Below are 15,303 nucleotides of genomic sequence, written 5' to 3'. Positions count from 1 at the left end.
GAGCAAATGAGATATTTAACAGCTGGTGAATCTCACGGGCCACAATTAACAGCTATAGTCGAAGGTGTTCCATCAGGATTAAATTTAACTGCGGAAGCTATTAACATCGATTTAGCAAGAAGACAAAAAGGGTATGGCCGCGGAAGAAGAATGCAAATTGAAAAAGATCAAGTTCAAATTTTAGGTGGAGTAAGACATGGGAAAGCGCTAGGATCACCAATCTCCCTTGTTGTTGAGAATAAAGATTGGAAGCATTGGACAAAAATTATGGGTGCCGAACCAATAACTCCAGAAGAAGAGCAAGAGGTAAAACGCCAAATAACTCGTCCTCGTCCAGGCCATGCAGATTTAATTGGTGCTATGAAATATGGACATAGAGATATGAGGAATGTTTTAGAGCGTTCCTCTGCTCGTGAAACAACAGTTCGTGTGGCTGTTGGTTCGTTAGCTAAACAAATTCTAGCTGAATTAGGGATTAAAGTGGTAGGTCACGTCCTTGAGATAGGTGGAGTTAGAGCAGAGAACAATGAATATCAAGATATTGATGATTTGTTAGCAGTAACGGAAGAGTCACCGGTTAGATGTTATGACCGTGAAGCTGAAACGAAAATGATGGAAGCAATTGACAACGCTAAAGCAAATGGAGATTCTATTGGAGGAATTGTTGAAGTTGTTGTTGAGGGCTTACCTGCTGGAATAGGCAGTTATGTTCATTATGATCGCAAGCTTGATAGCAAAATTGCAGGTGCCATCGTGAGCATTAATGCATTTAAAGGTGTTGAATTTGGTATAGGGTTTGAAGCTGCTCGGAAGTTTGGAAGCCAAGTTCACGATGAGATACTGTGGAATGAGGAAGAAGGATATACAAGAAGAACAAATAGATTAGGTGGTTTTGAAGGCGGAATGACAACTGGAATGCCAGTTGTAGTTCGAGGAGTTATGAAGCCAATTCCAACACTATATAAACCATTACAAAGTGTTGATATTGATACAAAAGAACCTTTCACTGCTAGTATTGAACGTTCTGATAGCTGTGCTGTGCCAGCAGCAAGTGTTGTTGCGGAAGCTGTAGTTGCTTGGGAGATCGCAAACGCGATTGTTGAACAGTTTGGTTTGGATCGTATGGATCTTATTAAAGAAAACGTTGAAGAAATGCGAAAATATTCGAGGGATTTCTAATGAAGTCAATTGTTATCCATACACAAGACTCAACTTATCCAGTTATTGTCGGTGAAGATGCAATAAATGAACTCTTAGGGATACTAAAAAATCTAGAGCCTTCTAAAGTACTTGTTGTAACAGATACAAATGTTGATCGTTTATATAGTGATTTCTTAATAGACAAGATTAAACCTACTTATACGATCAGTAAATATGTTATCAATAGCGGGGAAGAGGCTAAGTCTTTTGATGTTTTTTATGACGTACAAACCTTTGCATTAAAGCAGCAATTAGATCGTAAATCTGTTGTTATTGCGTTTGGTGGAGGAGTAGTAGGTGATTTAACAGGTTTTGTTGCAGCAACCTATATGAGAGGAATTCCTTATATACAAGTACCTACAACATTGCTAGCACATGATAGTGCCGTTGGAGGAAAAGTGGCAATCAATCATCCTGAAGGAAAAAATATGATTGGGGCTTTTTATCAGCCTAAAGCGGTAGTATATGATAGTAAGTTTTTAAAAAGTCTTCCTGTAACAGAATTACGATCTGGATTTGCAGAGGTTATTAAACATTCACTTATTAAAAGTGAATCCTTCTATGAATTTTTGGTAAAAGAAATACAACAGTTAGAAGACATTACAACTGAAAGGTTACAACGAATGATACTTGAAGGTATTCAAATCAAAGCAGACGTTGTAACAAAAGATGAAAGAGAGTTAGGTTTACGTGAAATTTTGAACTTTGGCCATACTCTAGGTCATGCAGTTGAGGCAGAGGCTGGCTATGGAAAACTCTCACATGGAGACTGCGTAGCAGTTGGGATGTTATTTGCTACCTGGTTAAGTAATAAATTATTACAAGCTGACTTACCATACCGTGAGTTGAAAACATGGTTTGCTACGATTGGTTTTCCAGTAGAGGTCCCTGATTCATATACAACCGAGCAATTAATAGCCAAAATGGTTAAAGATAAAAAAACAAAATCTAATCAAATTAAAATGATTTTATTAGAACGTATTGGAGAAACAACTTCTGCAACTTTCAGCAAAGAAGAGCTCCAATGCTTACTTAACGAGTGGAGAGAGCAGGAACGGGGGGAGAGCGTTGATTAGGGGAATTCGAGGAGCAATAACAGTTGGTGAAGATAATGAACCAACTGTTATTGATGCAACAGAAAAACTGTTACAAGAAATGATTCAAAAAAACAATGTAGATCCTGAGAACGTCGCACAGGTCCTTATAACGGTAACACATGATTTGATATCAACATTTCCTGCAAAAGCATTAAGAAATTTTGAAGGTTGGGTCTATGTACCGGTCATGTGTATGCAAGAAATACCAGTTCCAGGAAGCCTCGAAAAATGCATAAGAATTATGATGACAGTAGAAACACCAATAAAGCAAGAACAAATTTATCATGCTTATTTAGAAGGTGCGACAGTGTTAAGACCAGATTTATCAAAGTCCTAACAGTATTTGGTTCTCTTAAAAGTAGTTAGAAAATTCGGAACAGTGTTATATCATTCTTGACAGTAAAGAGAAAGTTATAATAACATAATGTAGAAGATTATGATTAAGTAGATGAGTAGAGTTAAATAGTTTAGGGTAGCAGAGAATGAGTCAAGTTTAGTTGAGGTTTTTTTCGTAAAGGCACAAGTCTACCCAAAAACCATCGTGTTTTTGGGTTTTTATTTTAATTCATATAGCTTGCAAAGGTTATGTTGTTAGTTAAATATTAACAACACCTAAGCCTTGTTTAAGTATATATGTCAAGAGGCAAGTGCTTTAATAATCTTCAACCTTTAATAACCTCCTAAATACTCGTTCTCCAAAACATATTGGAGGAGTGAGTTACTATGAATTTTTCTTCTTTTTCCACTTTTTGTGAAGATAGCAAGCATTATCGCACCATCCCCATCGTAAAAAAATATATCGTGGATACGTTCACGCCTATTCAATTATTTCAACTTTTTAAAGAAGAGGCTGTTTATTTACTGGAAAGTAAGGACTCAGAATCTAGCTGGTCCAGATATTCTTTTATTGGTTTAAATCCATTTTTATTTATAGAAGAAAACCACGGAGAGTTTTCTATCCTGAACGAACAAAGAAAAACGATATCAAAATCAAATTCCATTACAACAACCTTTAAACAACTTCAGGATCATTTAGCCATTAAGTTGCCAGATTTAGAGATACCTTTTGTTGGGGGAGCTGTAGGATATATTGGATATGATACAGTTTCTATCATTGAAAAAGTTAAAAAGCATGAGACGAATGATTTAAATCAGCAAAATTGTATGTTTTTTGTTTGTGAAACAGTTATTGCATTTGATCATCAAGAAAAACAGCTTTATTTTATTCACTACGAAAGAGTAAATGGTACCGAAGATGAGTCAAGGTTAAAGGCTACGTATCAACTAGCTGAAGCAAAGCTGAACAAATTTGAAAGCATGCTAAAACAAAAACCTCAATCAGAGCATTTACCACTAGCAGTTTCGGACTCGTTTGATGTCAATTTTGATGAAATTCAATCAAACTATGAAAAAGGCAAGTTTTTAGAAGATGTTGAGAAGGTAAAAGAATACATTCGTGCAGGAGATATTTTTCAAGGAGTACTATCACAAAGGTTTGAAATTCCAATTTCAACAGACGGTTTTTCACTTTACCGAATTTTACGTATCGTAAATCCTTCACCATATTTATTTTATATTCGAATTAATGACACAGAGCTTGTCGGCAGTTCTCCTGAAAGACTTATTTATATTCAAAATAAACATCTTGAAATTCATCCAATTGCCGGGACAAGAAGAAGAGGAAAAACTGTTGAAGAAGACTTATTTTTCGAAGAAGAATTAAAGAACGATGAAAAGGAAAGAGCAGAGCATTATATGTTGGTTGATTTGGCACGAAATGATTTAGGTAGAGTTGCTGATTACGGAACGGTTAATACTCCTACGTTAATGGAAGTTGGTCGTTTTTCACACGTGATGCACCTAATTTCTAAGGTTACGGCTCAACTAAAAGAAGAAGTACACCCAATGGATGCATTATTATCTTCGTTTCCTGCTGGTACTGTTTCAGGAGCCCCGAAAATACGAGCCATGCAAATTATTCAAGAATTAGAACCGACAGCGAGAGGAAGTTATGCAGGTTGTGTTGCCTACGTAGGTTTTGATGGAAATGTAGATTCTTGTATTACGATTCGAACGATTACAGTCAAAAATAATGTAGCATATGTTCAAGCTGGGGCAGGTATCGTTGTGGACAGTGTACCTGAACTTGAATGGAAGGAAACATGTAATAAAGCGAGCGCTATGTTAAAAGCAATCCAATTGGCTGAAAAAGTCTTTTCTGAGGAGGAGAAACGTGATGAAAGAACTTCTAGCAACGTGTATTGAGGGTCATACTTTGTCTGAGGAGCAGGCTGAAGAAGTAATGAATTCGATCATGTCTGGTCATGCAACACCTAGTCAAATCGCAAGTTTAGTGTCAATTATGCGTCTAAGAGGCGAAACGGTTGATGAATTGGTTGGCTTTACAAAATCGATGAAAAAACACATGTCTTCTATTAACTATGATTTTGATATTGTAGACACGTGTGGTACGGGGGGAGACGGCTCCTCAACCTTTAATATCTCAACTTCAGCAGCAATCGTTGCTTCCTCATTAAAGGTGAAGGTTGCAAAACATGGCAATCGTGCTGTTTCTTCTAAAAGTGGAAGTGCAGATGTTCTTGAGAAACTAGGCGTTAATATTCAAACATCAAAGGAGGAAGCGGTAAAAAGCTTAGACGAAAAAAACATGAGCTTTTTATTTGCACCTATGTTTCATTCTTCAATGAAGCATGCGGTGAATCCACGCAAAGAAATTGGGTTTCGGACTGTTTTCAATCTACTTGGTCCATTATCAAATCCAGCAAATGCAAAACGTCAAATAATTGGTGTTTTTTCAACGCATTATGCAGAAAAAATGGCAGAAGCGTTAAAACGGTTAGGAGCAGAGCATGTTTTACTCGTAACAGGACGAGACGGCTTGGATGAAATATCTATAACAACTGAAACTGATGTTGTAGAGCTTAAAAATGGACATATATCCAGATACGTTCTTCATCCAACTGATGTTGGGCTTGTAGAAGGGGTTATGGATGAGATACAGGTTCAAAATTCAGATGATAGTGCAGAGCTTATCGAAAAAATATTTAGAGGTGAAGCACCAGAGAGCGCAGAGAATATTGTGGCTTTAAATGCAGGTGCAGCACTTTATGTTGCAAATCATGTTCAATCATTAGATATGGGTGTGTTATATGCGAAAGAAGCGATTAAAAATGGTACAGCTTTAAAGCAATTAAAATCATTGCAGCATCAGCAGGAGGAAAATTATGCTTGATAAAATTATCGAAACAAAAAAAGAAGAAGTAAAAAATTTGATTCTGCCGGAAGATGAAGGCTTACCAAATCACTCTTTTCTTGAGGCCCTAATTACATCTAACAGGGATATGGCATTAATTGCTGAAGTAAAAAAAGCATCACCATCAAAGGGGTTAATTAAGGAAAACTTTGATCCTGTGGAAATTGCTCTTGCATATGAAAAAGGAGGAGCAGATTGTTTATCCGTTCTGACAGATTCTCCTTATTTTCAAGGAAAACGAGAATACTTAACTGCTATTAAAAAAGCCGTGAATTTACCTGTTTTGAGAAAAGACTTTATTATTGATTCTATCCAAATTGATGAAGCGAAACGAATAGGTGCTGATGCGGTATTGTTAATAAGTGAAGCTCTTGAACCTGCTCTGTTAAAAGATCTTTATCAATATTCATATGAGTTAGGATTGGATGTCTTAGTAGAAGTGCATGATCAACATAACTTAGAGCAAGTTTTACATGTTATTACCCCAAAAATACTTGGAGTAAATAACCGAAATTTAAAAACATTTGAAACAAATATTCAACAATTAGAAGGAATGGCTTCTTCAATTCCAGAAGAAATATTACTAGTAAGTGAGAGTGGAATTTATACGAAGGAAGACTTAGATTTGGTTAAAAAGTACGGAGCTAAAGCCGTATTAGTAGGAGAGTCGTTAATGAGAAAAGAAAATCAGACGTTGGCTGTACAACAATTATTTGGAGAAAGTCTTAATGTCTAAATTAGCATTGAAATTTTGTGGAGTCCAAAGTCTTGAAGATCTTCAAGTAGTTTCAGATTCCATTGCTCAATATATTGGATTCATTTTTGCAGAAAGTAAAAGAAAAGTTAATCCACATTTGGTTGGACAATGGTTAAAAGAAATTAATACAGAGAAGAAAGTCGTTGCTGTATTCGTAAATCCTACATTAGAAGAAATTCATTCTGTTTTAAAACATGTTCCAGTTGATGTGATTCAATTCCATGGAAATGAGACGATCGAACAAATTGCTCAAGTCCGTGAAACATATCCAGGTTTTATCTGGAAAGCTCTTCACCATCATGACCATACTTTAGAAGAAATGAAAAAGTATATAGAGTTAGTTGATGGATTTGTTGTAGATTCAAGAACGAAGGGTCAATGGGGAGGTACCGGTGTTAGTTTTGACTGGGATGCGGTACCTGTTTACCTTGAATTTGCAGCAAAATATAATAAGATTTGTTTTATTGCAGGCGGTGTTAATGAAGAGAATATTTCTAATCTTTTAAACTATCATCCACAGGCTATTGATTTATCTAGTGGCATTGAAGTTGACCAAAAAAAAAGTAAAGAAAAGATTAGACTGATAGAGGAAAGGGTGTTACAACATGAACATATATCCTGATAAAAATGGACGTTATGGCGATTTCGGAGGTCGCTTTGTACCGGAAACCTTAATGAGTCCATTAGCAGAAATCGAACAAGCACATAAAGAAGCAATGCAAGATCCTAGCTTTTTAGAGGAATATTCATATTTATTAAAAGAATATTCTGGCAGACCAACAACGGTCACTTTTGCAGGAAATATAACAAGAAAATTAGGTGGAGCAAAAGTATATCTAAAGCGTGAGGATTTAAATCATACGGGAGCTCATAAAATTAATAACGCCATTGGTCAGGTTCTTTTGGCAAAGCGAATGGGAAAAACAAAGGTGATTGCTGAAACGGGTGCTGGTCAACATGGTGTTGCAACAGCAACAGTTGCGGCTAAATTTGGAATGGAATGTAAAGTGTTTATGGGGGAAGAAGATGTACGCCGTCAGGAATTAAACGTTTTTCGGATGCAGCTGTTAGGAGCTGAAGTAATTCCAGTGACAAGCGGAAACAAAACACTAAAAGATGCTACAAATGAAGCGATGAGATATTGGGTACAGCATTGTGAAGATCATTTTTACATTATAGGCTCAGTGGTTGGTCCACATCCTTATCCATATATTGTGAGAGAGTTTCAAAGGGTCATAGGGGATGAAGCAAAGGATCAATTCTATCATATTGAAGGCAGTCTACCAACTAAAGTAATAGCTTGTGTTGGTGGTGGAAGTAATGCAATTGGAATGTTCGCTGCTTTTATACCTGAAGACGTAGATTTAGTAGGTGTTGAGGCTGCAGGAAAAGGTGTTGAAACTGATATGCATGCAGCCACAATTACAAAAGGAACAAGGGGTGTCCTTCACGGTTCATTAACTTATCTACTGCAAGATGAATATGGACAAATAACGGAACCTTATTCCATCTCAGCCGGACTCGATTATCCTGGAATAGGTCCTGAACATGCACACTTAGCTAATACAGGCCGCGTTAAATATGAAAGTGTGACAGATCAGGAAGCGTTAGACGCATTAGAATTTTTAGCACGTGAAGAAGGGATTTTAGCAGCAATTGAGTCAGCACATGCCCTTTCAGCAGCTTTCGAACATGCTAAAAACATGGGTAATGAGGAAAGCATCTTAATTTGTTTATCCGGTCGGGGAGATAAAGATGTCCACACATTAATGTCTCATTATAAGGAGGTTGGAAAAGCATGACAGCCCTATTTAAGCAACCTATAAATAATCAATTATTCATTCCATTTATAACTGCAGGAGATCCAAATTCTGAGGCAACAATCGATTTAGCCCTTGCCTTACAAGAAGCTGGAGCATCGGCAATTGAATTAGGGATACCATACTCGGACCCTGTTGCAGATGGCCCTGTCATTCAGAAGGCCTCAAGTCGGTCACTAAAAAATGGTATGAATATTGTAAAAGCAATCAAACTCGTGCCGGAAATGCGAAAAAAAGGGTTGAATATTCCAATAATTCTATTTACGTATTATAATCCTGTGTTACAATTAGATCAGGAATCCTTTTTCGCTTTACTGCGGGAAAACACGATAGACGGTTTATTAATTCCAGATATTCCGTTTGAAGAAAGTGAGGAACTTCGAGAAAAATGTAAGGAGTATTCTATTGCATTTATCTCTCTAGTAGCTCCAACTTCTTCTAGTAGAATTAAGATGATTGCAGAGGCAGCAGAAGGTTTTATTTATTGTGTTTCATCATTAGGCGTTACAGGAGTACGCAAAAATTTTGATGATTCTATTGCATCCTTTCTAGAGGAAGTAAGAAAGCATAGTAAAGTTCCTGTTGCTGTAGGGTTTGGTGTTTCTTCAAGGGAACAGGTGGAGCAGCTTGCACATATGTGTGATGGAGTTGTTGTTGGTAGTGCTTTAGTTCGAGAAATTGAACGACTTCAACCTTCTTTATTAGATGAGAATTCACGAAGAGATGCTGTAGAAGAATTTAAGAATTTTGCACGTACCTTTGTTTCTTAATGAAAAGCAAAATTTTAATTGCTTTAGATGAAATGAAACTTTATGATAATAAACATTAGAAATGTTTACTTATTAATGGCTTAGTTAAACTTATGGATAAATACAAGAGAAATTTAGTATTTCCGTAAAGTTTAACAAAGCCTCTATTTAAAAGAGGTGTAATTTATGCGTGTAAAAGAACAATTATTAAGTCTAAAGCCATATCAGCCAGGAAAACCAATGGAAGAAGTAAAAAAAGAATATAATTTAACAAAAGTTGTGAAGCTTGCGTCTAATGAAAACCCATATGGTTGTTCTCCTAAGGCTAAACAAGCCATTGTAGATGAATTGGGTCAGCTTGCTATTTATCCAGATGGATATAGTGCTGAACTTCGTACAAAACTAGCTGCTCACGTAGGTGTTCAAGAACAAGAATTAATTTTTGGGAATGGGTCAGATGAAGTTGTTCAAATTATTTGTAGAGCGTTACTAAGCCCAGATTCTAATACTATAATGGCCACACCAACATTCCCTCAATATAAGCACAATGCTGTGATTGAAGGATCTGAAATCCGTGAGGTCCCACTAGTAGATGGTAATCATGATTTAGAAAATATGCTTCTGCAAATAGATGAAAACACGACGGTTGTATGGGTATGTACACCGAATAACCCTACAGGTACATATGTTACTAAAGACAGTTTAGTTAATTTCTTAAATAAAGTGCCTAAACATGTGCTTGTTGTAGTAGATGAAGCCTACTATGAATATGTTTTAGCTGAAGATTATCCAGAAACTGTTGAATTCATTAACGATTATCCTAACTTAATGATTCTACGTACATTCTCAAAAGCTTATGGCTTAGCATCGTTAAGAATAGGTTATGGCATTGCAAATGCAGAATTAATTCGAAAAATTGAACCGGCTAGGGAACCTTTTAATACAAGCAGGGTTGCTCAGGTGGCCGCTATTGCAGCTTTAGATGATGCTCAGTTTGTGGAAGAATGTCGGGGGAAAAATAAGGAAGGGTTACAACAATTTTACTCTTTCTGTGAGGAACTGAATCTTCCATATTATCCTTCTGAAGGTAACTTCATTTTAATTGACTTTAATCGGGATTCTGACGAAGTTTTTAATGCATTACTGAAAAAAGGATATATCGTAAGGTCCGGAAATGCTCTTGGGTTTCCTACCCACCTACGTATAACTGTTGGAGATCGTCAACAAAACGAAGAAATTATCGAAGCATTAAGGGAATTTGTTCAATAAACTTTATCTTAAGGGTACTAATTTATATGATAGATTTGATCCTCATATTATTAGTACCTTCTTTCTTAGGCAATGATATATACCCTCAATTTATGATAGGACAAAAAGGTGATATTTTATGGTGAAAGAAGTTTATATAGTAGGTCTTGGATTAATTGGGGGCTCAATAGCATTATCAATTAAGCAAAAAGATCCTTCAATACATATATTAGGTTTTGACATAAATGAAGATCAGGCTAATCTAGCAAAAAGGATTGGGGCGATTGATGAAATTGCCACCAAGCTTTTCCCGGATCTATCATCGGTAGATATGATTTTTCTCTCAACCCCTGTTCAACAAACAACTCAAATTATAGAACAATTAAAATCAGAACAACTGAAGAAAGATGTTATTGTAACTGATGTTGGAAGTACGAAAGTGAAAATTGTTGAATGTGCAAATCAGCATTTAAATGGGAAAATTAAGTTTATCGGCGGTCATCCTATGGCTGGCTCTCATAAATCAGGAATATTAGCAGCAAAACCACATTTGTTCGAGAATGCTTTTTACATATTAACTCCTTCCCAATATGTAACTCAGAATGATGTTGATTTATTAAAAAGTGTTCTTGAAGGAACGAAAGCTAATTTCATTGAAATGACGCCAAATGAACATGATGAAGTTACCGGTGTAATTAGTCATTTTCCCCATATTGTTGCTGCGAGCCTTGTTTATCAGGCTAAAAATCATGAAGAGCAATTTCCACTTGTCAAGAGGCTAGCTGCTGGAGGTTTTCGAGATATAACGAGAATTGCCTCAAGTAGTCCTTCGATGTGGCGAGATATTCTTCTCCATAATAAAGAACCCTTATTACACTTATTTGATGAATGGATTTCAGAGATGGAGCGTGTAAAAGCGTTTGTTGCAAATGAAGAAGCTGATAATTTATTTTCATATTTTCAATATGCAAAGAATTATCGAGATGGTCTGCCAGAGAAGCAAAAGGGAGCTATTCCGTCATTTTATGACTTATTTGTTGATGTACCTGATTATCCCGGGGTTATTTCTGAGATAACTGGATATCTGGCAAAAGAAAAGATCAGTTTAACGAATATACGAATTATTGAAACACGTGAAGAAATCTATGGGGTATTAAGGTTAAGCTTTCAGACAGAACGAGATCGTGAACTAGCGATTGACTGTATTAACAAGTATTGTGCTTATGAAACATTTATTATGTAGATCTAAATAAAAAATAATTATTTTTATGATCTTTAATTACAAGTTTTTATGGATGACAGGACTAAAAAACTAAGGTTTTTGTCATAGTTTTTTCTAATAATCGAAGAGGTGGAATTATGTCAGAAGTTCAAAGATTATCAAAAGTTACTAGTTTAACTGGCTCAATTAACATACCTGGTGATAAATCTATTTCACACCGAGCTGTTATGTTCGGAGCTATCGCTAACGGAAAAACCGAAATTTCAAACTTTCTAATGGGTGCGGACTGCCTAAGTACGGTTTTTTGTTTTAAGAAAATGGGTGTATCAATTGATGTATCAAAAGACCTTGTTACAGTTGAAGGAAAGGGGTTGGATGGTTTACAAGAACCATCTGATATATTAGATGTTGGTAACTCTGGAACAACAACTAGATTAATGATGGGGATATTAGCAGGGACTCCGTTTCATTCTTGTATTATTGGGGATGAATCAATTGCTAAAAGACCGATGTCGAGAGTAACAAAACCTCTGACAATGATGGGAGCAAACATTGATGGAAGAGAAAATGGTCAATATACCCCTATTTCAATTAGAGGTGGCAGTTTAAAAGGTATTCAATATGATTCCCCAGTAGCTAGTGCACAGGTTAAATCTGCCATCCTTTTGGCTGGATTAAACACAGCTGGTGAAGAAACAACTGTCACTGAGCCACATAAATCAAGAGATCATACGGAAAGAATGCTACGAGCTTTCGGGGTTGATGTAAAGGAAGATGAAAGATCTGCAACCGTTCGTGGTGGTCAAACTTTGCAAGCAACAAATATTTTTGTTCCAGGCGATATTTCTTCAGCTGCATTCTTCCTCGTAGCTGGTGCCATCGTTCCAAGCAGTGAAATTCGTTTGAAGAACGTTGGGATTAATCCTACAAGAACAGGTATCCTTGATGTTTTAGAAATGATGGGTGCCACAATGGAGATCATACCAAGCAAAGAAGAAACCTTTGAGCCAGTGGCAGATATCATTATAAAAACATCTTCTCTAAAGGGAACAACCATAAGTGGTGATTTAATCCCAAAATTAATAGACGAAATTCCTGTTATCGCCTTGTTAGCAACTCAAGCTGAGGGAGAAACGATTATTAAGGATGCAAGTGAGCTTAAAGTTAAAGAAACAAATCGTATTGATACAGTTGTAGGTGAGTTGACAAAAATAGGAGCTGCAATTAAAGCTACTGATGATGGAATGATTATTACTGGCAAAACAAACTTAAAGGGAAATGCGACAGTTTCAAGTCATGGTGACCATCGAATTGGTATGATGCTTGCTATTGCGTCTTGTATAACGGAAGAGCCGATTGAACTATTAAATGCAGAGTCAATCGACGTTTCTTATCCTAACTTTTTTGATCATTTAACTGGTTTAAGCAAATAAGTAAAAGAGATTGCTTTTGGATGCAAAAGCAATCTCTTTTTTTTGAGTTAATTAAAAACTAACATTGTTTTTTAGTGGAGGTGCCTGTTCTCCTCAGACCAAGTCTTCGAATCCCCCCTCTTTTTTTAGTTTATAAACTTTCCTTCCCTTCTTTTAGGCGTTTTATCAAGTTAAAACAATGTGAATAAATGCTTATTTTTCATCATAGCTTGTCTTAAGGAGATGGAAGGAGGGACGCCTTATCGTGTGTTATATTATGGACAAAGTAAAGTTGTTAAAAAACAATTCAATTGAAAAAACATCTTTATTAATCAACCAAGACAAAATTGAGTTTATGCGTCATTCTATGGATAACATAAAGTTTGTAAGGATGGATTTAAGTTCGTATTTATTAACCCCTGGCTATGTTATGCTGGATTTTTATCTTCATTCACTACTTCCATTTAAAGAATTCAAACGTACATTTATGCAGTACTTAGCAAAAGGCTGCACAACTCTTCTCACAGTGGTAGATATTGATTATGAAAAGGAATTGTTGTCAAAATTAAAGCAAAGAAGGCATCTTATGATTAACCCGCCAATTGATTACTATATTGGAGTTAAGCTTTCATTAAAAACTCTTACCCCATCACTTATTAGAAAGTGTAAACAACAAAATATATCCATTATTTTTGTTGAACTGGGCAAAGGTGATAAGATAGATTCAAAGTCATGGGGCTGGATAAGAGATGCCATGTTTTCAAATCCAATAACACTTATCCCTTATATAGCAGATGAAGAATTAACAACTTATAAAAAACAAAAACTTTTACAGGAATGGGTAAAACAAATGAATGAAAATCGCCTTTCATCCATTGATACCTGTTTAGAGCCTGGGGTGCCCCTTTCTAAGAATGTTTTGATGAGATTGGGAGTATATCCTGCGAAAGGCGATATTCGCGTAGGTGGACAACTCAATTATAATTTATATCTACTTGATGAAATGAACTATCATACTGATGGGAAGCCAATGATAAATAATGAACTGAATTCTCCAGCATTTACATCACATCATGGCAAGATCATTAATGTTAATGGTGACATCACTTTCCAACCTGGCACCGGGGAAGAATGTTTTATCCCAATCTCAGGTCGTTTTATACCACAAACTGTTTCCTTTTGATGTATGATAAAGATTGAGTATATATGAAATAAATAAACCATTGTTAGAAGAGAAAGGAAAATGTATGTTTAACCAAGTATTAACCGAAGCAATAAATCTTGTAAATAAGGGTCAAACTCAAGAAGGATTAAACTTATTAGAAAATATAACACCTACTCTACATGATGAGGAAAAACTGCATTTAGCTGATCAATATTATCAATGGGGTATTGTCGACCGTGCACATGAAATGGTTGAAGAACTTCATTTCCTTTATCCCGAGGAAACGCAAGTAACCTTGTTTTTAGCTGAACTAAAGTTAGATTTAGAAAAAGAGGAAGAAGCCATTGATTTGCTTAACACGATCACGAATGATAATGAGTCCTATCCACAGGCACTTCTTCTATTGGCAGATTTGTATCAAATGCAAGGACTAGCAGAAGTAAGTGAACAAAAGCTAAAAGAAGCTAAGCTGTTATTACCGCAGGAGCCTATTCTTGATTTTGCTCTTGGAGAACTTTATTTTCATCAGGGTAAGTACAAGCAAGCAATTCCTTACTTCGAAATGCTTGTAAAACAGCATAATACAGTTTCGGGCGTTATTATTCATCAAAGGTTGGCAGAATGTTTAAGCGCAAATGGGGAATTTGAGGATGCCTTGGAGCATTATAAGGAAGCTATAGACATACAGGAAGATGCAGATACTCTTTTTGGATATGGTTTTACAGCCTTTCAAGGAGGCTTTTACAAAACTTCTATTCAACAATTTCTTGCACTAAAGGAAGCCGATCCATATTATTCATCATTATATTTATACTTAGCGAAGGCTTATGAACATGAAGAATTATTACAAGAAAGCTTAGAAACTGTACAAGAAGGAATAAAGGTAGATGAGTATAATAAAGATCTTTTCTTATTTGGAGGAAAAGTAGCTATAAAATCTGGTCAAATGGAAGAGGCTGAACAATTATTACGTGAATCTCTTGCTATCGACCCTGGACATATTGAAGCAGCGATTACACTGTCACATATCTTTCTTCAAGACGAAAGGTATGATGATGTGATTGACCTTATAAATGAAAGTAAACGATATGGAGAAGAAGACCCGCAGTTTGAATGGAATTTAGCACGAGCTTATCATCAAAAAGAAGAGTATACACAGGCATTAAACCATTATCAACTTGCATATAATTTTTTCAAGGAACAACGAGATTTTTTACAGGAATATGGGTACTTCTTATTAGAAGAAGGTCTAAGAGAACAAGCGAAGAATATTTTTAAGGAATTATTAAAGCAAGATCCTTCAAATGTCGAATACGGTGAGATTTTGCTACAATTAGAAGATGAGTTTTAATGGAAATG

14 protein-coding genes are annotated in these 15,303 nt (G+C 35.9%); all 14 read left to right on the top strand.

Annotation, left to right across the window (positions count from 1 at the left end; genetic code table 11):
- The first annotated feature begins 6 nt into the window (after positions 1 to 6).
- The 14 genes from aroC (at position 7) to COD11_RS07500 (ending at position 15,295) form a co-directional block, all read left to right on the top strand.
- The gene (gene aroC, locus COD11_RS07565; protein ID WP_098796153.1) at positions 7 to 1,179 is read left to right on the top strand and encodes a chorismate synthase; all 1,173 of its coding nucleotides are present in this window, start codon (positions 7 to 9) and stop codon (positions 1,177 to 1,179) included.
- Positions 1,179 to 2,276: a 3-dehydroquinate synthase gene (gene aroB, locus COD11_RS07560; RefSeq protein WP_098796152.1), complete on the top strand. Its 1,098-nt coding sequence runs from the start codon at positions 1,179 to 1,181 to the stop codon at positions 2,274 to 2,276. Before aroC ends, aroB begins: the two co-directional genes overlap by 1 nt.
- Positions 2,269 to 2,634: a chorismate mutase gene (gene aroH, locus COD11_RS07555; protein ID WP_098796151.1), complete on the top strand. Its 366-nt coding sequence runs from the start codon at positions 2,269 to 2,271 to the stop codon at positions 2,632 to 2,634. The genes aroB and aroH overlap by 8 nt, the downstream gene beginning before the upstream one ends.
- A 386-nt stretch (positions 2,635 to 3,020) precedes the next feature.
- Entirely contained in the window at positions 3,021 to 4,562 is a 1,542-nt protein-coding gene (trpE, locus tag COD11_RS07550; RefSeq protein WP_098796150.1) for an anthranilate synthase component I, read from the top strand.
- Positions 4,531 to 5,550 carry an anthranilate phosphoribosyltransferase gene (gene trpD / locus COD11_RS07545; RefSeq protein WP_098796149.1) on the top strand — a complete coding sequence of 340 codons (1,020 nt, stop codon included), beginning with the start codon at positions 4,531 to 4,533 and terminating at the stop codon, positions 5,548 to 5,550. Before trpE ends, trpD begins: the two co-directional genes overlap by 32 nt.
- Positions 5,543 to 6,307 (top strand): indole-3-glycerol phosphate synthase TrpC, encoded by a 765-nt coding sequence (trpC, locus tag COD11_RS07540; protein ID WP_098796148.1) that lies wholly within the window; start codon positions 5,543 to 5,545, stop codon positions 6,305 to 6,307. The genes trpD and trpC overlap by 8 nt, the downstream gene beginning before the upstream one ends.
- Positions 6,300 to 6,950: a phosphoribosylanthranilate isomerase gene (locus tag COD11_RS07535; RefSeq protein ID WP_098796147.1), complete on the top strand. Its 651-nt coding sequence runs from the start codon at positions 6,300 to 6,302 to the stop codon at positions 6,948 to 6,950. Before trpC ends, COD11_RS07535 begins: the two co-directional genes overlap by 8 nt.
- Complete coding sequence (gene trpB / locus COD11_RS07530; RefSeq protein ID WP_098796146.1) at positions 6,934 to 8,130, top strand: tryptophan synthase subunit beta; 1,197 nt, start codon at positions 6,934 to 6,936, stop codon at positions 8,128 to 8,130. The genes COD11_RS07535 and trpB overlap by 17 nt, the downstream gene beginning before the upstream one ends.
- Positions 8,127 to 8,918, top strand: coding sequence for a tryptophan synthase subunit alpha (gene trpA, locus COD11_RS07525; RefSeq protein WP_098796145.1), 792 nt, complete (start codon positions 8,127 to 8,129; stop codon positions 8,916 to 8,918). The genes trpB and trpA overlap by 4 nt, the downstream gene beginning before the upstream one ends.
- 165 nt (positions 8,919 to 9,083) lie before the next feature.
- Positions 9,084 to 10,166 (top strand): histidinol-phosphate transaminase, encoded by a 1,083-nt coding sequence (hisC, locus tag COD11_RS07520; RefSeq protein WP_098796144.1) that lies wholly within the window; start codon positions 9,084 to 9,086, stop codon positions 10,164 to 10,166.
- A 118-nt stretch (positions 10,167 to 10,284) separates the two neighbouring features.
- Positions 10,285 to 11,388: a prephenate dehydrogenase gene (locus COD11_RS07515; protein ID WP_098796143.1), complete on the top strand. Its 1,104-nt coding sequence runs from the start codon at positions 10,285 to 10,287 to the stop codon at positions 11,386 to 11,388.
- Between the two features lie 116 nt (positions 11,389 to 11,504).
- Positions 11,505 to 12,800 carry a 3-phosphoshikimate 1-carboxyvinyltransferase gene (gene aroA, locus COD11_RS07510; protein ID WP_098796142.1) on the top strand — a complete coding sequence of 432 codons (1,296 nt, stop codon included), beginning with the start codon at positions 11,505 to 11,507 and terminating at the stop codon, positions 12,798 to 12,800.
- 244 nt (positions 12,801 to 13,044) lie between these two features.
- Positions 13,045 to 13,962 (top strand): hypothetical protein, encoded by a 918-nt coding sequence (locus COD11_RS07505; protein WP_098796141.1) that lies wholly within the window; start codon positions 13,045 to 13,047, stop codon positions 13,960 to 13,962.
- A 64-nt stretch (positions 13,963 to 14,026) separates the two neighbouring features.
- Positions 14,027 to 15,295: a tetratricopeptide repeat protein gene (locus COD11_RS07500; protein WP_098796140.1), complete on the top strand. Its 1,269-nt coding sequence runs from the start codon at positions 14,027 to 14,029 to the stop codon at positions 15,293 to 15,295.
- The last annotated feature ends 8 nt before the right edge of the window (positions 15,296 to 15,303 follow it).

It is taken from the genome of Bacillus sp. AFS040349, assembly GCF_002577655.1.
Lineage (GTDB): Bacteria > Bacillota > Bacilli > Bacillales > Bacillaceae > Metabacillus.
The sequence above is the reverse complement of the archived record's forward strand: the minus strand, read 5'-3'. Positions and strand labels throughout refer to the sequence as shown.